This window comes from Parendozoicomonas verongulae, assembly GCF_009711465.1.
Taxonomy (GTDB): Bacteria; Pseudomonadota; Gammaproteobacteria; order Pseudomonadales; family Endozoicomonadaceae; genus Sansalvadorimonas; species Sansalvadorimonas verongulae.
In genome coordinates this window covers 1-22,165 of the sequence record NZ_SMME01000839.1, presented here as the reverse complement: position 1 = coordinate 22,165, position 22,165 = coordinate 1, and the positions used below count along the sequence as shown (strand labels likewise).

Genomic DNA, 22,165 nt, shown 5'->3' with positions numbered 1-22,165 from the left:
ACCCATCGTTTTTCTTATTATTCTGTCAGAATATCACTTAATAGAGTCAGCGCCTGAAAATCAACATTCTTCCCATAACCTTCGCTAAAGTCTTCGATGAAGTCAGAGGTGCTACCCTGCACACAGCTTTCCGCCTTCAAACCGGATTGTTTCAACCATAATTCTCCTGTGGTGTTTAAAAATGGCAGAGGTGTCACCATCTATACCTTTGACATTATCTTCCTGAACAGCATCTGCTCGCCAGCAGCCATCCGTGGTCAGGCGAAAAGATGCCCAGACAGTTTGTGAAAAGCCAATATGAACGAAGAACACGACGTAGCTTCAGAATTTATTCCCGACGCTGAAGACAAAAGCACCGGCAGCACAGCTTTAACCCTTCCCCACCAGAATCTGCCGGACAAACTTTACTTGATTCCTGCCACCAACCGTCCGTTCTTCCCGGCGCAGGTGCAGCCACTGGTGTTTGGTGCAAAACCCTGGGAAGAAACCATTAAACGCGTTTTCCAGACAGAAGAGAAAGTACTCGGTCTGTCCTTTATTAAGGACTTTTCAGGGGAAGTCGCCGAGCCAGAGGAATTTCCGGAGATCGGCTGCGCCGTAAAAGTTCACAATGTGGTGGAAGTGGACGACCAGATCCAGTTTATTGCCCTTGGCGTGCAACGCTTCCGCATCGTCAACTGGCTGCGCCGCCGCCCACCATTTCTGGTGCAGGTAGAATATATAGAAGATCAGGCCGAAGATGAGGACACCCTCAAGGCTTACGCCATGGCGCTGATCAACGCTATCAAGGAACTATTGCCTCTTAACCCTCTGTACAGCGAAGAGCTGAAAAACTACCTGAACCGCTTTAGCCCCCGGGAACCTTCCCCACTGGCCGACTTTGCCGCAGCCATTACTACCGCTCCTGGCGCAGAACTGCAGGAAGTACTGGAAACCATCTCTATCCAACGCCGCATGGAAAAAGTGCTGGTATTGATCCGCAAAGAGCAGGAAGTGGCCAAGCTGCAGAGCCAGATCAGTGAGGAAGTCAATCTCAAGATCAACAAGCACCAACGGGAGTTTTTCCTGAAGGAGCAACTGAAAGTCATCCAGAAAGAGCTGGGCATTGCCAAAGATGACAAAACTGCTGAAATGGAGGAGTTCCAGAAGCGGATAAAAGGTCGGGAGATTCCGCCCGCTGCTAAGAAAAAAATCGATGAGGAAATGAACAAGTTCTCCATGCTGGAGATTGGTTCACCAGAATTCAGCGTTACCCGCAACTACCTCGATTGGGCCACTTCAGTCCCCTGGGGCGTAGTTTCGGAAGATAACCTCGACCTCTCCCACGCCCGCAAAGTACTGGATGAAGACCATGACGGCCTTGATGATGTGAAAGATCGCATTATCGAATTCCTCGCCGTGGGAGCCTACAAACAGGAAGTGGCTGGCTCCATCCTGTTACTGGTTGGCCCTCCCGGTGTCGGTAAAACATCTATTGGTCAGTCCGTTGCCAATGCCCTTGGCCGCAAGTTCTACCGTTTCAGTTTGGGGGGCATGCGGGATGAAGCTGAGATCAAAGGCCACCGCCGTACCTATATCGGTGCCCTGCCCGGTAAACTGGTACAGGCCCTGAAAGAGGTGGATGTTACCAACCCGGTCATCATGCTGGATGAAATCGACAAGATTGGCGCATCATTCCGCGGTGATCCGGCTTCTGCCCTGCTGGAAGTGCTTGACCCATCCCAGAATAGCGAATTCCTGGATCACTATCTGGATATGCGTATAGACCTGTCCAAGGTACTGTTTGTATGCACGGCCAACCAGCTGGATACCATTCCCGGGCCTCTTCTGGATCGTATGGACACCCTGCGCCTGTCCGGATATATCACTCAGGAAAAAGTTGCCATTGCCAAAAACCACCTGTGGCCTAAGCAACTGCAAAAGGCTGGTTTGAAGAAGAATCAGGTGAAAATCAGCGACGCGACCCTGAAAACGCTGATAGAAGGCTACGCTCGGGAATCCGGTGTGCGCCATCTGGAGAAACTGCTGGCACGCATTATCCGCAAAGCTGTACTGAAGATTCTTGATGATCGTGATCTGAAAATTAAGATCGGCGTGAAAGACCTGGACAACTACCTCGGCAAACCTTACTTCAGCAAAGAAAAAGTGCTGCAAGGCGTAGGTGTAATTACCGGTCTGGCCTGGACAGCCATGGGCGGCGCAACCCTCCCGGTGGAGGCCACCAAGGTTCACAGTTTGGCACCCGGTTTCCGCCTTACTGGTCGCCTTGGGGAGACCATGAAGGAATCTGCCCAGATTTCCTACAGCTACATCATGAGCCACCTGAAGACGTTTGGCGCTTCGGAAGACTTCTTCAATAAGTCCTATATCCATCTCCACGTACCGGAAGGTGCCACCCCCAAAGATGGCCCCAGTGCCGGCGTCACCATGGCCAGCGCTCTGTTAAGTCTGGCGAAAGGTCGCAAACCTAAAGCTCTGGCTATGACCGGCGAACTCACGCTGACTGGCCATGTTCTAGCGGTTGGAGGCATTCGAGAGAAGGTGATCTCAGCTCGTCGCAGTAATATTAAAATCGTGATTTTACCAGAAGCCAATAGACGGGACTTTGAGGAACTGCCTGAATACATCAAGGAGGGTATGACCGCCCACTTTGCCCGTACTTTTGCGGATGTAGAAAAGCACCTGTTCTAATCGAAAAAAGCTGCTTACCTGTTGCAGGTTAAGCAGCTTTTACTTCGGTGCTCGCTCAAGCAGTGCAGGTAACCCGCACTTGGACATGTATAATGAGCATTTAATTTATAGTCCGTCAGCCCTCTGACTGTCCACTCAACCATAAGAACAAATCCTTTTAAAAACAGTCAGTTAATAACCATCTTTTCTCACTGAGGTTTTTAGACCACCCCCTAAACTTAAAGGATAAATGTTTATCGCGTCAGGGCAGGAAGCCAGTTATGCCAGTTTCAGAATCCAATAACTCTACCCCCAGAAGGCGCGACACCCTCCATTCCTCAGAAACAGCGGCTTTATCTTCACAGACTCCCCCTCCCCCGGACACTCCGGCAATACCTGTTGAAGCCACCAAGTACCTTCCCGAACAGGAAGGCAGCAACAACCATGAACCCTCTTCACCCTCTCCAATACCAGAGAAGGCCCGGGAGCTACTCAACCAGACCAGCAGCGGCCGCGCTGTCACCCTCCAGACTACCGGACAGGAAACCTCTGTTGTCAAAGAGAGTGAAGTGACTTCAACATCCCTCAATCAACGAACAGTGAGAGAAGAGCCCCCCAAAGGCTGGCTGGACACCCTGCTTCCGTGGCGCTGGACCGGAAGCAAAACAACCCAGGAACGCAAGGTTACCAAACCAGAACGCAGCGGCATCAAAAACTGGACCATTTTTTTTGTTCTGAAAAAAATCATCGAAAAGTTTGTTACAGGCCTGTCCACCAGCGATTTAGCCGGTGCACTGCAGACTCTTTCCGCTGCCTATCACCGCTCTAAAAACGGCACAACGGAAGAGCTGAAACCCATTTATCTCAAACAACTCCACCTTCCTGGCCCCGATATTACTCTACAGGATGTCTGCATCACCCCCAGGCGCGTCACTCCCACCGGTTCCGGTGAGGGCGCCGATCGCTTCACCCAAATTGACATCGCGGCTGACATATCAGGCAAAGCTGTCGTATGGGTGGATGACGGCAAGTCCCGGCAAGCCAATCTCAATATCAAAAACGTGGATATCTGTGCCCATTTTAAAAAGGGTGCCATGCTGGAGAAGCTACTGGAGAAGGGCACGCTGTACGGCAACCTCACCTACGCCCTCTGGAATTATGACCAGATGAAAGATTGCCTGCTGCCCACACGCTGCACCTGCCATTTAAATGAAGGGGCCACGGTTGAAGTACAAACACCGGGATACAGGGAGGGGGCATCAGGGCTGAACATTCATTCAGCCGATCTCGAACTGGATTTTGCTCCCAGCATCAGCAAACAGGGTAAGACAACCACATTTGCCACCCGTGTGAAAAACCTGGATGCCGAAGTTCACAGCTCACGTATGGATCTGATTGTACCGGACAGTATCAGGCCGTTGATGAGGCAGCTGTTCCCCCATGCAATGATGGGAACAACCAGTGTGCAAGTACAAGCTGGTGTTATCGACACCTACCAACATGACGACGGCACTCTGAGAGCAGACTGCCGAAATGTCACCCTGAACAGCAAGGGTGATGTTGGCCTGAGAGACGCACATATTCCTACACTCACGCTTGTGAAAGGCTCCGAAGAGCCCAGTTCAACCTCACCAGATACAATCGAAACCACCCTTGCGGTGCATTGCCCTTCTGTGAAGGGAGATATTGATATCCCTCAATCCTCATTCAATCTTCCTTACGACATCAAAGGGCAGATTGACCTTAAAAACTCTACTGTGCTGTTAACGTCCTGCCAGCAAGAGGGCTCACCCAAAACCCTGGATACCGTCGATTTTTCGGTTGAGTGCGGTACAGCCAATCTTCACGGCGGTATCAGTTGCACCAATGCCATGGCAAGAGAAGTAACTGGAACTTATGTCGCTGAATCGGCTGAAATGGCCGTCAGAATCAACGAGACTACTGCCGACAGCTTTGCCATTGGCACAGCTCCGGATCGAATAACCCCCGAAAACCTGCTATTCACCAGCGGTATAAAACGTCTTAAAAAGGCCGAACTCCACACGAAACCAGACCCAGCAACCGGAACAACCCTGGCAACTGTCAGTGTCGACGAGCTCGAAGCCACTCATGTCGAAGGAGTGACCAGTGCCAGCAATGCCAGATTCGATAACCTTAATGTGACATTTCAGGCCGGCACGCCTGCCCCCCCCTATTCCGGTGAAGCTCCTGATTCAGGCACAGTACACCCCAAACTGACCGTAGAATCCAGAAATCTGACAATCAAAGACGCCAGCCTGCCAGAAGGAATCACCGGACAAGGCATACAGGCCAAAGTCAGCTCCCGAGAGATAAAAAACCTCACTCTTGAATGCACCATGCCGTACACACTTACGGATCAAAAAGATCAGCAAGCCTTTAAAGAGTCGATGACTCGAGAAGTTGCCCCTTGGCAAATACCACAAATACGGGTTGCGTCTGTCTCTACAAAACTCACAACTGACGGCATAGCTGGAGACATTGATGTCGCTGTACCGGGGGATCAAGCCCTTCGCAGTACTGGCGCTCTATCAACAGGCCATGCAGAAATGGCAATTGAGTACGATATGCGCACAGGTCTTGATAAGGCCACACTGGAGTCCAAAGCCAAGACAGTGATTAATATGCAGCATGGTGATTTGAAAGGTAAAGTTGTCTCTGTTGGTTTTGAAGCCCAGATAACAGGGGGAACAGAGGATGACCCTGATGAAATCACCACTCATACAAAGCTTGACCATCTGAGATGCACAGGTCTGAGTGTCAGCGAGCATCTTTTACCCAAAGGGGTGAAACTTGAAGCTGACATGGAGATAGTCGCACCCTCACTACAGGTAAAAACCCGGTCTCCAGAGTGCCTCGTAGATACAATAACAGGTGAGACTTCCCACTCATCCCGCCCGATTCAAAGCATAATGGAGATTCAGAAGAGTGAATGGAAAACCCGTCTGGAAGCAGACAGGAAAACACTCTCTTCGCCTGCCATTGCGGAAAGGCTGAAAACGCTGGCCAACTATCTACCAGAGAGGTATCAGGCCCCCACACGTCCACTATTGGAGCAACTGGCCACAATTCCCGAGGAGCTTTCGGCAGAAACACCTCAGACTGGGGTTATCAAACAGGGCGTAACCTTCCGTAGTGGTAAGACCACCCTTAAGGGCGAACAAAAAGCCAACAGCGACAAAACCTTCAATCTGGCAACCAGCGACTCGGCTCTCGAGCTCCCCTCTGGAGCCGTTAGCGGCACCGCCCACCTTAAGGATATGGAAGTGAATGCCAGCTCTTCATCAGAGCACACTAATCTGCAGCTGGATGTGGGGGAAGTAGCTGTTGCAGGAGCAGAAACCAAGGACAACTACCAATTACCTGTACAACTGAAAGTTCACGATGGCAACCGACTTCAGGGTATTAAAGTAGCCATCAACCAGAATGGTGATGGCGTATCCACCCACGGGGCTATACGGCAGGGCAACATTGATCTGGATGTGGGAGCCAACGGCGTTATTAAAGACCAGACGACATCGACTCAACGCAAGGCAAAACCGACAAAGATCAAGGCAAAGGTGAAACGAGTAGAGGTCAATCTCCAACAAGACAAACACATGATGATGGCCAATAGCACAGTTGCGCAAGCCTCACTGAACATCACCCAGACTCAGGACCAGCTAGGCACAGACCTGGACGCCTCCACCCGAATGCATGATGCTCTGGTAGTCGCAGATTCCACAGGTACAGGCACCTACATGGATGCAGAACTTGGGCACCTGTCGTTCAACATATCTGGAGATTTGAATGGTACGGTTCAGGCTCACCAAACCGGTATTTCCGCATGCCGCGACATGGAAGGCATCAAAATTAACCCCCGTATCGACAGCCGCAGAGTAAAAACCAGCTTCCCGCAAGCATCCCGCGAACTGGTGAATATCTTTAGCAGCAGCACACTGCAAAAAAGCGCACTGGGGCAAATCTGTGATCTGAAAGTCACCCCTGATCTGAATGAAAACGTCACAGGGACACTGACAATTTCAGCCGGTGGCGCACTCTCTCCAGTCATTGCTTTGGCTTTGTCCCGCATAGGTGGACGTTTTGCAAGCGTTGCCCGCCCCGTTGCTACAGTACTGAGCCGGATTCTGCGCTTTCATATCTATTTGGATCACCTTCCCGTTCAGGAAGGAAAAGCAACCCTTCCAGATTTACTGTTGTGTCTGAAAGTCACCTTTTCCAGTGACTATGGCCGTGGTGGCCAGGTTTATGCGAAAGCTGTTCGAAAAGCCTTTTCCATTGCACAAAAGTTCCTTGTTGGCTCACTGCTGAAAAGAGTTCACATGCTTGATAGAACATCCGGTGAAATTTCATTAGCCAATCTAGCGTCTTATATGGGGGAGCAGGTTCAATTCGTCTCCAAAGATCATATGCCGGAAGTCTTCCTGCCCGGAACAGGCGATGCCTTAAACGACACTCGTCATATCCTGCAACTGAATGGCACCTTACCAGAAAACTGGACCGAAGAAATTTACAGGCAAACGCTGAAACAGCGCATACAAGCGATGCGCTGGGGCAACCACCCCCTGGAGAGTCAGAGTGGCATCGATATCCCAGAGTTAGCCCGCCTGTTTATCAGTGAAGTCCCTCTGCCAAAAACCATAACAGAGTTCCGTGCTGTAGAGGATATGCTGGACACCATGCAAGATATCCTGTGGAAGGATGCCCCTCTGCCTACACCCAAAAAGCTGATAAAAAACACTCTGGAATCAACCCCGGCCCAGCCCAGTCCATTCATGTAATCCCCACCAACATGTCATGGCACACAGGTCTCTTGACAGCCACCACTATCAACTATACTGGCTCGCACCCGTGTAAATGCTGATGTGAGAACAGTGCGATGAAAGGTGTGTTCAGGTTTATTGTCTGCTCCCTTCCTGTTTTAGTACTGCTTGTCTGCGGGGTTGCAATGGCCGGGGGCGGACACAACAGCACCAGCCCGGCTCTGGGCGCAGTGCAGCTGGCCTCGATCCTGTGCAATGTCAGCTCGGGCAACAGCCCGCAGGGGTACCTTCGCAACAACAGTCTGAACGGCCTCGTGGGTGCAGCGCAACTGCGCCAGTCACGGTTGTGCAAATCGCTGGTTTCACACCATTCTTCGCAGAATCACAAGAGAAAACACCAGGCTACCGGCTGCCGCTGTGGACGGGGGGGGCATCGCCCGTCTAACCGCTCAACGGTTGCAGTCAACAGCGCCCAGCAGCCAACAGACTCCCGCGACAGCTTCAAGCAGGAAGCCTGGTTTATGCACGATGGTGGTAAGCAGAGGCGTGTGACCAAACATCAGGCAAGGAAACAAGGATGGGCAGGTCCGGAGGCCATGCAGACGACCCATCAGTCCAGTCTTAGTGCCAACCCACCCACACCGACAGCACCAACTGATAAGCGCTTGAAGGTTCAGCTTCAATCCCCTGATTCTCTGCCGGCCTCAGGCAGGATGCCAGAACCTGTCAGCCAGTTATCCACGGCTCAGCCCTCCCTTGTCACCGACTGCCCGGAGTGCGACTCTGTTGAAACGGGCACACGGAAAGCCGCAGGCCAAACCCCTGTACCGCTCAAAATGTTACGCAACCACGGCGTTATCGCCATTCCCCGCTTTGAGCCCGGCAGTGACAGTGCAGCCGCAGAAGCTGACACTGCGCCAAAGATTCTGATCAAGACATTCCGCGTTGTCGATGGCGTCATGCAACCAGATACCCGCTTTTCTGATGATGGCATAGAAGATTTTGCGGTGCCCTTGCCTGCCGGCAATCGCGTGACGGCCTTTACGCTGAACAAAGACAAGCTGGTGCTACTGTCCCGCCCGGAGGTTGATCAGGGACTGTCCCGTGTCACGCTGATCAACATCAACCAAGGGGACAGTACTGACCTGATTGATAACGGTGTTTCATCTGGGTTGTGGGTCAAGGGAGAACTGTTTCGCTTCCATGACAACAACCTGTACACGGTGTCATGGGAAGAGCAGAAGATGTTCCTTTACCCTGATCTGAAGTCCGACAGTACCCAGTCGCTGTCGTCAACAAAAGTGGTTGATCTGTCCTCCGTCAACTTGCAGGATGGCGAGCTGATGTCGGCTTTGGCTGACAGCGAAAGATTCCATGTCGCTGTGCGCAGGCCTGATCCCGAGTCAGATGCCCATAGGATTCATCTCTATCAGATTGATGAGGCAGGCGGCCCGACCAAAGAAACGGTGATAACAGGAGCCGGAGCCAAGGATGATGTCTACCAGCTGGACTTCGCGGAAGGGGGGCTGGTTCTGTCCAAAGTGCCTTCAGTGAATCCTGACATCGGCGACCTGGCCTTTCCGGACTCTGCTGACAAAGAACGCATTGGGAAACAGGTCATAACAGGCGAGGATTCTGAATCAGTTGACAGGGCGTCGTATGAATCTCGTAAAAAACGGCTATCTTCAGTCTGTACCACTCAAGGTTCCGGTCTCATTTCCTACATTGGCTGCACACCTGTAGAAGGTTCAGTCAGATGCTCTTGCTCATCAAGTGCCAATTATCCGATACGCTGCATACGTTATAAATGTAAAACTGAAGCTGGGTACTGTGACTGTGATGAATCATGGAAATGGATCGCGAGCGAAGACCCCCCCTACGGATATTGTGGATATGTAGGAACAGCGACCTGTGACACTTTTTCTCACTCTAAATGCTATGGCTCCCTCACAAATACTTTCCTCACTGACGAGACCACCTGCCTTGAAAATGGTACCGCCGGCTCTGCCCCTGAGCAGTATGGGTGTTTTCTGAACGCTCAAAAGTCGACAGGGCCTGCGGCAATCGTAGTCGCGGTCAGTGCTGGCCTTGGTACCGCTTGCCTGACAGCAGGCTTCCTGGGTTGCGAAGGCAAGAAGCGTTCAGGGCACGATGCCCCCATGGAACAAAACGACGACCTTACTCAAATGTGATGGTCTGACAACGCACATGCCCTCACTCCATGGAGTACGGATGCGAGGGCGTATGTGCCGCAAACCTCTCAGGCAACCTGTTGCTGTTTCATAAAGGATTTTACAGTGTCCACAATCGCCTGAGTTTGCGGATCGATTTCCAGATTCACCTTCATACCGGGTTTGATTTGCGCAAACGTTGTCGTGCGCAGAGTTTCAGGAATCAAATGCACAGCAAACGTCTGGTCTTTCACCTCGGCACCGATGGTCAGACTTGCACCGTTGAGAGCCACATACCCTTTTGGCAACAGGTAGTCCTTCCACTGGCTATCCATCTGGAAAGAGATCGTGGTGTTATCGGGTGTTTTCACCACGTCCAGCACGGTCACCACATCTGTGACATGACCAGAGACATTATGCCCTCCAACCTCGTCGCCCACACGTGCAGCCCGCTCAACATTGACCAGATCACCGGCCTGCACACCATTAAGGTTGGTTACCCTGAGCGTTTCCTGCATCACATCGAAAGTGGCACAATCCTCAGAGCATTGGGTGACTGTCAGGCACACGCCATTGATAGACACGCTGGCCCCTGCTTGCAAGCCGGTGGCCAGATCATGGCCCAGCAGAATTTCAAAGCTGGCAAACTTGTCTCGCCTCTCAACAAACACTACTTCGCGAGTGCCTTGAACAATACCTGTGAACATACGTCTCCTGACAGCCCGAAGGGCGTATTGAATGGATACTGATACAGCTATTCCAGTTATTGGGGTGCAAAAATTCTATTCAAGCCCCTGCAGCTTACGCAGAGCCATTAAGGTGTCTGGTGTATAAGGTCGATGTTCCGGGTTGGCCAGAATCTGTTCCGGCCGCTCACGTATCACCTGCGCCACCTCTTCCGGCTGGGGAGTCACCACGCCATCCCACACGCAAGTGTACACCTTGCCCCATAGCTGGCAGTTTTCATCCTGATAGTAAAAGTGGAATTTATCTTTCAGGGGAACACCGGAAATCCCCATCTCTTCCTCCAACTCTCGGACAGCGGCTTCGTCATAGCTTTCACCGGCATCCACAACGCCACCAGCCGCCAGATCGTAAGCACCCGGCCAGACATCTTTCGACATGGTGCGTTCCTGTATCAATAACTCACCATCCGATGTTGTCACATAAACAAACACCGCACGATGACACATTCGCCCAGCCCTCATCTCGCTACGACTGGCAGAACCAATCACATTGTTTTCATCATCAACAATGACAACCTGCTCTTCGCTGGATGTTGTGACAGCTACACTCATGCTTCAAAACTCCGGACTCGTTGTTATTTGGGTGCTTACACCGCTACCTTGGCGACCATCTCAGTTTATAGTCGATAATCATAAATAAGGATTTCAGAATGTAACTCAGCCGACTCTTTTAATCAGGCATTCACCCCTATACTTTTTCGGCAAATACTTTTATAAGGAATAAAGCAAATTTTGCAGCTTGACTGCGAAGGTTTGCAAAAGGAATCATTTCAAGGAATAGCTTATGACATCATCCTCCCAAACTGTCAGTGCCCTCGTTAACCCGACAGGCAGTATGACTGTTCTCTCCACCCAGGAAGTCAGCCAACTTCAAGACTCCAGTCGTACAGGTCTGCATAGTCTTTTTCGTCAGTGTGCTCTGGCTGTTCTCAGCTGCGATACCGAACTGGACGACGCCCAGGAGCTGTTGGCGCTTTACCATGATTTCGATATTAAAGTTATTCAGGAACACAGAGGCCTCCAACTACAGCTGGATAACGCGCCCGCCTGCGCTTTTGTGAATGGCACTTTAATTCGCGGTGTTCGGGAAAACCTGTTCTCTGTCGTACGGGATATTCTGCATCTGTTCAGCGAGATCGAAGCCCGTGGGTTGATGAATCTGAGCGACCCTCAAGACATCACCAATATGGTGTTTGAAATACTGCGCCATGCCAATTCTTTCCAGAAAGGCTCAACACCAAACATTGTCGTATGTTGGGGCGGTCACTCCATCGGTCGTGCAGAGTATAACTATACGAAGAATGTCGGCTACCAGCTGGGATTGCGGGGCATGAACATCTGCACTGGCTGCGGCCCCGGTGCCATGAAAGGTCCCATGAAAGGTGCCCATATCGGCCATGCCAAGCAGCGCATTCGCGACGGTCGGTTTATCGGTTTGACTGAGCCGGGCATTATCGCCGCTGAAAGTCCGAATCCGATTGTGAACGAGCTGATCATCATGCCGGATATAGAGAAGCGCCTGGAAGGGTTCGTGCGCATGGGCCATGGCATTATCGCCTTCCCCGGAGGCCCTGGCACCTGTGAAGAGATCATGTATCTGATCGGTATTCTTCTACACCCGGACAACAGAGGTTTACCCTTCCCGTTTATTCTCACCGGTCCGGCGTCTTCCAAAGAATATTTTGAGCACATTGATGAGTTTATCGGTCACACTCTCGGCGCTGAAGCCCAGAAACTGTACACGATTGTGATTGATAACCCGGAGCAGGTAGCCAACCTGATGAAACAGGGGCTGGAAGAGGTCACTCAGTACCGCAAGGACCATAACGATGCGTTCTACTATAACTGGAAACTGAAGATCGACACAGCTTTCCAGCACCCTTTTGAGCCAACTCATGAGAATATGGCGGCGCTTTCTCTGGATACTACACTGCCTGCGGAGGAATTGGCTTCTAACCTGCGTAAGGCCATGTCCGGTATTGTAGCGGGCAACATTAAGGCCGATGGTATTCAGAGCATTAAGGAACGTGGCAAGTTTCAGCTTCATGGCGAACCTGAACTCATGAAGCGTATTGATACTCTATTGGACGGATTTGTTCAGCAGCAGCGTATGAAACTACCGGGCACTCACTATAAGCCTTGTTACGAAGTCATCTGCTGATCACTGAATCCTGCATCCAGGGCCATGGATGGCCCTGAAATGCTCAGCTGACACCAAGTTCTTACAATTTCCTACAAAGCCTGCTCTGTCTGGAGCTCTCATCTGTGCTTCAATGTCCAACAAAAAAGTCCGGTGCTGGTGATGCACTAACGCCTACGAAACACAATGAAAATGGACGCTCGCACATGATTGATAACACTTTCTTAGATATTCACCCCGACGTAAAAGCTGCTCTGGTTGCAGGCCGGCCTATAGTGGCCCTGGAATCCACCATCATCTCCCACGGCATGCCCTACCCCGATAATGTAGCCACCGCTCTTGAAGTAGAAAAGACTGTGCGGGAGCACGGTGCCACGCCTGCTACCATCGCCATTATTGGTGGCCGTTTGAAGGTTGGTCTGACCGAAGAAGAGATCGAACATCTGGGTAAAACCGGCCTGGGTATTATAAAAACCAGTCGCCGTGACCTGCCTGTGATTCTGGCCCGAAAAATGGACGGCGCCACCACCGTTGCCACCACGATGATTATCGCAGCCATGGCTGGCGTGAAAGTATTTGCAACAGGTGGTATTGGCGGCGTACACCGTGGCGCGGAAACAACTTTCGATATCTCTGCTGATCTGCAAGAGCTGGCAAAAACAGATGTGGCTGTGGTGTGTGCAGGCTGTAAATCCATTCTCGACATTGGCCTGACACTGGAGTATCTGGAAACCCAGGGTGTACCGGTTCTGGGATACGGCGTGAAAACCATGCCAGCCTTTTACACCCGTGAAAGTGATTTCCAGACAGATCACCAGATCGACACACCTGAAGGTTTGGCTGCTGTGATGAAGGCTAAGTGGGAGTCTCATCTGCGAGGCGGCATAGTGATTGCCAACCCTATCCCCAAACAACACTCCATGGCGAAAGACGTGATTGATCAGGCGATTGAGCAGGCTCTGAAAGAGCTGGATGAGCAAGGCATCAAAGGTAAGGAGTCTACCCCTTTCCTGCTCTCCCGTGTGAAAGAGCTAACAGGGGGCGATAGTCTGAAATCCAACATTGCGCTGGTGATGAATAACGCCCGGCTGGCGTCTGCGATTGCAGTCGAATATAGCAAGAAGTAGCGATATTCCTTATAAAAACGCCGAATGCTTTCACATCCGGCGTTTTTTATAACTGCGATAAAACGACTAAGTTATAAAAACTTATTCGTTACCACGGCTGTCATCGTTGCGGTTGCCACGATAGCCACCACGACGCTCACCGTTACCATGGCGGCGACGAGGACGATCTTCACCGCCGCGATCGCCACGGTATCCACCACGATAGCCGCCACGATCACCACGTCCACGACCACTGTTAGGGTTTTCCTTCCACTCGCGCAGACCCAACACCTGGTTACGTACGTTGATCTCAGCCATAGTGCTCAGCACAGCCTGATCCAGCGTTTCTGGCAGGTAAACAGTAGAGAACTTGTCGAACAGACGGATATGGCCGATGTCGCGACCAGAAATACCACCTTCATTCGCCAGAGCACCTACGATTTCACCAGGGCTTACGCCATGGTCACGGCCAACGCCAATGCGATAGCGCTTCTTGCCCTTGTTGCGAGGATCTTCGCGATCATCACGGCGAGGACGACGCTCACGCTCTTCCCACTGGCGAGGCTCAGGTTCGTTACCATCGGGGAACGGACGCTCTTTCTGGGCCAGATAGCACAGAGCTGCCGCTGCATCTTCAAACTCAACCGCCTGCTCCTGAATCATTTCAGTCACAATTTCACGGTACATGGTCAGATCTTCCTGACCCAGGATCAGAGCGATCTGTTCCTTGAAGTTCTTGATACGAATATCGCGCACGTCACGCTGAGTTGGCAGACGCATATGTTCGATTTTCTGGCGCGTCGCGTGTTCGATAGCACGCAGCATACGACGCTCACGAGGCGCTGCAAACAGAATTGCAGTACCCTGACGACCGGCACGGCCAGTACGACCAATACGGTGAACGTAAGCTTCGGTGTCGTTAGGAATGTCGTAGTTCACAACATGGCTGATGCGCTCAACGTCCAGACCACGGGCCGCCACGTCGGTTGCGATCAGAATGTCGAGGGTGCCCTTCTTCAGGCGATCAACCATCTTTTCACGCAGCCCCTGACTCATGTCACCGTTCAGGGCAGCTGCGGAGAAGCCACGGGCTTCCAGCTTTTCTGCCAGCTCAACAGTGGCTGATCGGGTACGCACGAAGATGATCATGGCGTCGAAATCTTCGACTTCCAGAATACGGGTCAGTGCATCCAGTTTGTGCAGACCACTGGCCATCCATACCTTCTGGGTGATGGTATCAACGGTGGTGGTCTTGGCACGGATTTCGACAGACACAGGATCTTTAAGATACTTGTCTGCGATGCGACGGATAGCCGGAGGCATAGTCGCGGAAAACAGTGCAGTCTGACGATGGCTTGGGGTGTGGTCGAGAATCCACTCGATGTCTTCCACAAACCCCATACGCAGCATTTCGTCAGCTTCATCAAGTACTACGGTCTGCAGGTTGTCCAGCTTCAGGCTGTTACGACGCAGGTGGTCCATAACACGGCCTGGCGTACCAACAACAACCTGAGCACCACGGGACAGGCCGCGCAACTGACCGCGCATATCCTGACCACCGTAGATAGGCAGTACGTGGAAGTGAGGGATGTGCTTGGCGTAAGTCTGGCAGGCTTCAGCGACCTGAATAGCCAGCTCACGGGTTGGGCACAGTACCAGAACCTGGGTATCGTTCTTGGTCACATCAATACGGGACAGTGCTGGCAATGCGAACGCCGCTGTTTTACCAGTACCAGTCTGGGCCAGACCAAGGAGGTCCCGCCCTTCCAGCAGGTGAGGAATACTGCGAGCCTGGATGGGCGAAGGCGTTTCATAACCCACGTCACGAACAGCGCGCAGTATGGCATCCGACAAAGGAAGCTGGTCAAAAGCGGTCACTGTATCAGTCTGGGCTTCGGGCATAAGAAATGTGCACCTGTAAAGGAATATATAAAAAAGCGGGCGATTCTAACGGTAAACACCGCGTCATGACCAGTTAAAGTCACATCGCGACCAGCACAGCTGGTGTCAGCAAGCACTGTGGTTAGCGTAAACCACCCAGGATTCAGGGTTTTGCAAACAGCTTCAAGGAAGCTATTCGCGTAACCCGTACCGGACTATCAGGTTTGTAGTGTGTCATGGTTATAGATCACATGACGGGAAGGCGCACTCTGCGAATCCACACCTGAAGTGTCGGATTCAACGCTTGGAAAGGATCAAACAGATACTGCCTTCGAGGCTTCAACCTCTTGCCCGAAGTGGCAAGTTTACCACAACAGACACAAAGGCAAGTAACAGTATTTACACGCAATCTTCACATGCAATGCTCTATGCACTTGAATTTTCAATTTTTACTGTTTTTTACCGTAGAAATACCACACCAGAGACTGCTCACCACGCATACAGCTGCGGCTACCAGATAGACTGCAAATACAATCACCATCCACTCAGCCATATTCATGCCCAGAAACGCCCATTCGTCGGCACCACAAAAACCGGTGGGCATAAACCAGCCCGGCAGCCAGTCGTGCAGGGGAACCTCAAAAGGAAAGGTCGGCAGGAAGTTGCACGATTGCGCCGGTGTACCAAAGGTGTCGTAAGCACCCGTTTGCACCATAGCCGTTTTCAGCCCATAAAGCCCTGAAGCTATCCACAAACCATAACCAGTAAGACGAATAAAGGGATTTGAAGGGGCAATCAGCATCCACAGGGATGTGACCGACAACAGCACCACGGCCAGACGCTGATACACACACATTTCACAGGGTTCCAGCTCCATCACATACTGAAAGAACAGGGCACAGCCTTCAAGAAACAGTGTTGTTGCCAGCATAATCACCCAGGTCAGGCGATTTTTTTGCCAGTTATGAATAGTCTGGAATGGAGAGTGAAAGAGGCTCTGCAAAATGGTTCCCCCAGTATTTTTTAATTGGTATCGTCTTTTTTCCATCATATCTTGATCCTTGAGATCATCCTAGAGCTACGACCATAGGCTGATACACAGAACTTCCTGCCTCTATAGCACTCTGACAATACAAGAGCATTCGAAATTGGAGTGAGCTATGGAAGGCACACAGCAATATCACCCGGGAACCCGCATTCCCCTGAATACCCTTTATGTCGATCCTGATACCCAGACATTCGGCCAGAAAACCGTTTCGGTGATGAACGATGTAAAAGACGTAATGGTACATGCCATCATAGGTATCGGTTGTACAGTCGCGATGGGCAAGAATATCTGCGACCGCGTGCCAACCCCGATTTCTCTGGCTGGTGCAGCCCTTGGTTGTGCTGCTGTTGGTTTTCTAGCCCCTATACCCTACGCAGCAGCGTTTGGCACCTCATCTGCAATAATGATCGGCGCCTACCTTGTCAAAACAGTAGCTGGAGGCTTGCCTGCAGACAAAATGGCCCTGAGTCAGGAGCTGCCAGAGCGCAGACTTCTACGCAGAGCTGTTAACCTTGGCTTTCTGGGTTACAACCTTTTCAATGCTTATAATATGGTCAGCGGCGCTGCAAGCAGCTTACTCGGATGGCTTCGATAAATCTGCCCACCCTCTTTTATAGCGGCTTACCGCAATTGATCCGAGGCAGGGAAAATGCGTACTCTTTGCGCCCCTTAACCCCTCCAATCAGGGCGAATACGTTGATGAGTGAGATTGAAACGATCCTGGCCACCCTGCCCGATGCGGTTTCCCACACCTTCGGACGAGGAAAACCCGCAGATTACATTCCTGCATTGGCTGAGGTTTGCCCCAATAAGTTTGGCATGGCCATCAGCACTGTAGATGGGCATGATTACGTGGTGGGCGATGCCGAAGAAAACTTTTCCACCCAGAGTATTTCCAAGGTTTTCAGTCTCAGCCTGGCTTTGCATTATGCGGGCGAAAGCGTATTCGAGCGGATTGGCGTAGAGCCTTCCGGCAACCCGTTTAACTCTCTGTCCCAGCTGGAGCACGAGAACGGCATTCCACGCAACCCGTTCATCAATGCCGGCGCTATTGTGGTGGCAGACATTCTGCTCTCCCACCTGAGCTCTCCCAAAAGGGACTTTCTGGATTACATCCGCAGCCTGTCCAAAAATCTGGATATTCAGTTCAACAAGGAAGTGTTTCGCTCCGAATACGATAACGGCCAGCGTAACTTTGCTTTGGCCTATTACCTGCAGAGCTTTGGCAATATTATTAACCCGGTGGATCAGGTACTGGATTTCTACTTCTATCTCTGCTCTCTAAGCATGAGCTGTCTTGATCTGGCCCGTGCCAGCCGCTTTATCGCCAACGATGGTCTGCACCCTTTCAAGGACAAACCTGTTCTCTCTCCAGTGCAGGCTCGTCGTATCAACACTCTGATGATGACCTGCGGCACTTACGATGAAGCGGGCGAATTTGCCTTCCATGTAGGTCTGCCCTGCAAGAGCGGAGTGGGCGGAGGCATTATAGCCACCATCCCCGGAAAACTGTCTCTGTGTGTATGGAGTCCGGAGTTGGGTAAAAAGGGCAACTCTCTGCCCGGTATGGAAGCTTTAAAGATTTTTGTTGAAGAAACTGGCCTCGCTGTTTTCTAAACCTCTTTTCGACAAGCCCCTCTAACACCAGCGTCACCCTCACTGACAAACCTTGCCAAAGGGGTGGCGCTTCTCCCTTTCTTTTCCAATACTGAGAACCCTGTGGCCTCTTGGCTGCCTCTTACAGGAGTTCGCCTTGGATAGTTTTCATAAAAAGAAACAACAAAGACCTACCTTGATTCAGTCCTTTCTGGTGCTCGGCCTTTTTCTGTTGATGGCCTGTAGCTTTACTACTGTTTTCGAGCTTCCGGTTTTACTGGCCTTGTTCTTTGGCTGGTTTCTGGTGATGGGCCTTGGTTTGAAACTCGGCTACCAGTACCGTGAGCTGGAAGAAGCCGCCGCCTTTGGCATTTTTGAAGGCATGCCCGCTCTTTTAATTCTGTTTGCCGTGGGCGCAATGATTGGAAGCTGGATAGCCGGAGGCATTGTTCCTGGCATTATTTACTATGGGCTGGCCACCATTCACCCCAGTTTTTTTCTGCCGACTACTCTTTTCATCTGCTCACTCACCGCGCTGGCAACGGGCACATCCTGGGGAGCCGCAGGCACGGCAGGCATTGCCATGATGGGTATTGGGGAAGGGTTGGGTATCCCCTCTCCTCTAACTGCAGGGGCGGTTCTTTCCGGTGTGTATTTTGGGGATAAACTTTCACCGCTGTCCGACAGCGTACTGCTGGCCTCTTCCATGTCTGGCGTGGAGATTCGTGCCCACATTAAAGGCATGCTGCCTATCAGCCTGACGGCTTACATCATCACAGCTATTCTATTTTCCGCCTCCAGCATCCTTTATCAGGGGCATGGCAACCTCGACCAGATTAGCACCATCATGTCTGCCCTGCAGGAGAACTTTTCTATTTCGCCTCTGGCTTTTCTGCCTCCGGCACTGGTGATGCTATTACTGGCTTTTCGGAAACCGGCATTCCCTGTGATATCCATGGGGAGCTTTATGGGTGTTCTGGCTGCAATCCTGTTACAGGATTCCGAACTGACTCCTGCCATCTCCAGCATCTGGCAACTCCCCAAACTCAACTCCGGTATTGCGCTTATCGATACACTGCTCAGCCGGGGCGGCATGCTTTCCATCATGCCCTCTGTTGCCATGATCACTTTTGGGCTGGGCTTTGGCAGCCTTCTGGTGAAAGTCGGCATTGTGAAACTACTGGCCAACCGACTGGAAAAGTACGTAACCAATGAAGCACGTTTGACGGGCTGCACACTGCTGACTGCGTTTCTGGGCAACCTGCTGGGCAGCGCGATGTATGTATCTCTGATTCTTGCCCCCAAACTGATGGCAGCTACCAGCGATGCCCTGGGAGCAGACCGTCGCCTGCTTTCCCGCAACACCGAGTTTGGTGGCACCCTGACTTCCGGTATGGTGCCCTGGAGCGATAACGGCACGTTTATGGCGGGCATTCTCGGAGTGAGCACCCTAAGCTATCTGCCGTTTATGTGGCTCTCCTGGCTATCGATTATTCTGGCTTTGGGAGTATCTGCTGTGCGCACCTGGCAAGGTAAGACAACGAAGTTTAGCGAGAGTGGTCAGATATCCCACCTGACCACAAACTCGTTACTTTCAAAGGATAATTCTTAACAGGGGTAAACGGTCAGCGACCTCTCTATCTGGCCGATCGGTGACGTCTTTTCGGTTAAAGGCGATAGTTAGGCATTCTTGTCGGTACAACTGGTGATATACTCCGCCACCAAATCTTTATCCTGCATGAATTCACCATGACCAATGACTCCCTCCCTGAGATCACGACTGAAAGCTCAGACACCGAGGCATCCAACCTCCACGTAAAAATCGGCCACTGGAACACTCTGAAAATTATTCGCGAGAAACCGTTTGGTGTCTATGTGGAAGGCGGACAGTATGTTGATATCCTGCTGCCCAAGCGCTATGTACCGAAAGACAGCAAAATCGGCGATGCATTGAAGGTCTTCATCTATTTGGATTCCAACGATGATGTGATTGCCACTACCGAGCGCCCCAAAGCCATTCTGGGTGAGTTTGCCTGCCTGAAGGCAGAGGAAGTCAATCAGGTGGGTGCATTTCTGGACTGGGGTCTGCCCAAACAGCTGCTAGTACCGTTCAGCGAGCAAAAGGTACGCATGCGCGAAGGCCAGTACTATGTCGTTTACACCTATCAGGAAGATCGCAACTGGCGCATCGTGGCTTCCTCCAAGATTGAGAAGTTTCTCGACCAGCGCCCTCCCCGCTACGAGTCTGGCGAAGAAGTATCACTGATGATTACCGACCGTACAGATATCGGTTATATGGCTATCATTAACAATCGCCATCAGGGGGTGATCTTCCATAACGATATTCACCAGTCTGTACGTATGGGCCAAAAAATTACTGGTTACATTAAGCGTGTACGCGCGGATCAGAAAATCGACCTCTGCCTGCAAAACCCTAAAAGCTACAAATCAGCGGGCGATTTCAGCCAGCAGATTCTGGAAAAACTCGCAGCGAATAATGGCTTTTTGCCAATACACGACAAAAGCACACCAGAAGAAATCAACCAATACTTTAAAACCAGCAAACGTGTGTTCAAAATGGCTATTGGCGGCCTCTACAAAGAGCGCAAAATCATTATCAGCAAAGACGGCATTCGACTGGCAGACTAACCCACAACACAGGATTCCCTATGCGCCATCTGAAATCATTTGCAACAACCCTGATCACCCTCCTGTTCGCCATGGGTGTACAGGCAGCTCCCTCTGCTATCAGCAACCCCGTGGTGGTGATGGATACTTCTATGGGTAAAATTGAGATCACCCTGGATCAGGAAAAAGCACCAGTTACGGTCAAAAACTTTCTTGAATATACCCACAGTGGTTTTTATAACAATACTATTTTCCACCGAGTGATTGATGGTTTTATGGTTCAGGGAGGCGGCTTCACCAGTGATATGAGCCAGAAAGCCACAAAGGCTCCCATTAAGAACGAATCGGCTAATGGCCTTACCAATGATCGCGGCACTATCGCCATGGCACGAACCAGTGCACCCGACAGTGCCAGCAGCCAGTTCTTTATCAATCTGGTGAATAACAGTTTTCTAAACGGCAGCCACAGCAAGGCTGGTTACGCTGTTTTCGGGAAAGTGACGACAGGAATGGATGTTGTCGACAAAATTGCTGGCGTAAAAACCGGACATCGCGGAATGTACGCAGATGTGCCCGAGGAAGCGGTTGTGATTAAAAGCGTGACTGTGAAAAAGGGTGAAGACACGAAGACCAAATAACCTGCGCTAACCCCGACCATATAACCATATATATGGTCGGGATATTAAACAAAGTCGCTTAAACAAACTGTGATGGTCTCTTCCCGGTGATACCCTTATAAAACGCCTGAATATTCTTCAAATCTTCTTCATAGTTGCCAGTAGGGATGAATGTTTTACTGATACCACCAACCTTCCTCTTGAAGTCAAGAAAGCCCAGACTAATTGGTACACCGGCACCATGGGCTACATGATAAAAGCCGCTCTTCCACTTTTTCACCTTGCTGCGTGTACCTTCTGGCGGAATAGTCACAACCAGTTCTTTACAACGATTAAATTCATCGACTACCTGTTGAACCAGTCCCGTATTCTGGCTGCGATCTACAGGAATGCCACCCAGCCATTTCATAATCGGCCCCATAGGCCCCTTAAACAGGGAGGCCTTACCCATCCAGAACAGTTTTACATTCAGGCGAAAGGCTATGGCCAGAGTCACAGGAAAATCCCAATTACTTGTATGGGGGGCAGCAATCAGCACATATTTGCTGTGATGGGGGGCGCTACCTTCAATCTTCCAACCTGTAAGCTTCAACCCAATCCAGCTTACAAAATTGAAAAAGTGATGAACTACCGGGGTATCAAAAACCGTTCGTCTCATTCTTTTTATCTTTATTAGTGAATGCCAATAACGAACATTGTACATATGTTGTCGTGAAAATCACTGTGAGTTTTAGCGATAAACCCTATACAGACCCGATGTGTGACTTTCCATGTCTAAAGA

General features: G+C 51.1%; 16 protein-coding genes. 10 read left to right on the top strand and 6 right to left on the bottom strand.

Annotation, left to right across the window (positions count from 1 at the left end; genetic code table 11):
• Positions 1 to 17: 17 nt before the first annotated feature.
• The gene (locus E1189_RS12975) at positions 18 to 155 is read right to left on the bottom strand and encodes a hypothetical protein (RefSeq protein ID WP_155160754.1); all 138 of its coding nucleotides are present in this window, start codon (positions 153 to 155) and stop codon (positions 18 to 20) included.
• 142 nt (positions 156 to 297) lie between these two features.
• On the opposite strand from E1189_RS12975, the gene lon reads away from it, so the two are divergent.
• From lon to E1189_RS12960, 3 genes are all read left to right on the top strand, one after another.
• Positions 298 to 2,691 (top strand): endopeptidase La, encoded by a 2,394-nt coding sequence (gene lon, locus E1189_RS12970; protein WP_155160753.1) that lies wholly within the window; start codon positions 298 to 300, stop codon positions 2,689 to 2,691.
• A gap of 260 nt (positions 2,692 to 2,951) precedes the next feature.
• Positions 2,952 to 7,469, top strand: a complete 4,518-nt coding sequence (locus E1189_RS12965; RefSeq protein WP_155160752.1) for a hypothetical protein — start codon at positions 2,952 to 2,954, stop codon at positions 7,467 to 7,469.
• Between the two features lie 98 nt (positions 7,470 to 7,567).
• Entirely contained in the window at positions 7,568 to 9,643 is a 2,076-nt protein-coding gene (locus E1189_RS12960) for a hypothetical protein (protein WP_155160751.1), read from the top strand.
• Between the two features lie 68 nt (positions 9,644 to 9,711).
• Here the strand turns inward: E1189_RS12960 and E1189_RS12955 are convergent, their stop codons facing one another.
• The gene (locus tag E1189_RS12955; RefSeq protein WP_155160750.1) at positions 9,712 to 10,329 is read right to left on the bottom strand and encodes a riboflavin synthase subunit alpha; all 618 of its coding nucleotides are present in this window, start codon (positions 10,327 to 10,329) and stop codon (positions 9,712 to 9,714) included.
• A 75-nt stretch (positions 10,330 to 10,404) separates the two neighbouring features.
• Entirely contained in the window at positions 10,405 to 10,920 is a 516-nt protein-coding gene (yfcD, locus tag E1189_RS12950) for an NUDIX hydrolase YfcD (protein ID WP_155160749.1), read from the bottom strand.
• Between the two features lie 232 nt (positions 10,921 to 11,152).
• Between yfcD and ppnN the strand changes: the two genes are divergently transcribed.
• Together ppnN and E1189_RS12940 are read left to right on the top strand one after the other, a co-directional pair.
• Positions 11,153 to 12,529 (top strand): nucleotide 5'-monophosphate nucleosidase PpnN, encoded by a 1,377-nt coding sequence (ppnN, locus tag E1189_RS12945; RefSeq protein ID WP_155160748.1) that lies wholly within the window; start codon positions 11,153 to 11,155, stop codon positions 12,527 to 12,529.
• Positions 12,530 to 12,714: 185 nt separating this feature from the next.
• Positions 12,715 to 13,635, top strand: a complete 921-nt coding sequence (locus E1189_RS12940; RefSeq protein WP_155160747.1) for a pseudouridine-5'-phosphate glycosidase — start codon at positions 12,715 to 12,717, stop codon at positions 13,633 to 13,635.
• Positions 13,636 to 13,716: 81 nt separating this feature from the next.
• Here the strand turns inward: E1189_RS12940 and E1189_RS12935 are convergent, their stop codons facing one another.
• Both E1189_RS12935 and dsbB read right to left on the bottom strand, forming a co-directional pair.
• A complete protein-coding gene (locus E1189_RS12935) occupies positions 13,717 to 15,516 on the bottom strand; it encodes a DEAD/DEAH box helicase (RefSeq protein ID WP_155160746.1) in 1,800 nt (599 codons plus the stop codon).
• Positions 15,517 to 15,937: 421 nt separating this feature from the next.
• Positions 15,938 to 16,546 (bottom strand): disulfide bond formation protein DsbB, encoded by a 609-nt coding sequence (gene dsbB / locus E1189_RS12930; RefSeq protein WP_155160745.1) that lies wholly within the window; start codon positions 16,544 to 16,546, stop codon positions 15,938 to 15,940.
• Positions 16,547 to 16,655: 109 nt separating this feature from the next.
• On the opposite strand from dsbB, the gene E1189_RS12925 reads away from it, so the two are divergent.
• The 5 genes from E1189_RS12925 (at position 16,656) to E1189_RS12905 (ending at position 21,405) form a co-directional block, all read left to right on the top strand.
• A complete protein-coding gene (locus tag E1189_RS12925) occupies positions 16,656 to 17,138 on the top strand; it encodes a hypothetical protein (protein WP_155160744.1) in 483 nt (160 codons plus the stop codon).
• Positions 17,139 to 17,242: 104 nt separating this feature from the next.
• Positions 17,243 to 18,160 carry a glutaminase gene (locus tag E1189_RS12920; RefSeq protein WP_155160743.1) on the top strand — a complete coding sequence of 306 codons (918 nt, stop codon included), beginning with the start codon at positions 17,243 to 17,245 and terminating at the stop codon, positions 18,158 to 18,160.
• Between the two features lie 136 nt (positions 18,161 to 18,296).
• On the top strand, positions 18,297 to 19,751 hold the full coding sequence (gene nhaC, locus E1189_RS12915; protein WP_230460377.1) for a Na+/H+ antiporter NhaC: 1,455 nt from the start codon (positions 18,297 to 18,299) through the stop codon (positions 19,749 to 19,751).
• Between the two features lie 137 nt (positions 19,752 to 19,888).
• Entirely contained in the window at positions 19,889 to 20,788 is a 900-nt protein-coding gene (locus E1189_RS12910; RefSeq protein WP_155160742.1) for a CvfB family protein, read from the top strand.
• A gap of 20 nt (positions 20,789 to 20,808) precedes the next feature.
• Complete coding sequence (locus tag E1189_RS12905; RefSeq protein ID WP_155160741.1) at positions 20,809 to 21,405, top strand: peptidylprolyl isomerase; 597 nt, start codon at positions 20,809 to 20,811, stop codon at positions 21,403 to 21,405.
• Between the two features lie 58 nt (positions 21,406 to 21,463).
• Here E1189_RS12905 and E1189_RS12900 read toward each other — a convergent pair whose 3' ends face one another.
• Complete coding sequence (locus E1189_RS12900; RefSeq protein ID WP_155160740.1) at positions 21,464 to 22,042, bottom strand: lysophospholipid acyltransferase family protein; 579 nt, start codon at positions 22,040 to 22,042, stop codon at positions 21,464 to 21,466.
• Positions 22,043 to 22,165: the final 123 nt, after the last annotated feature.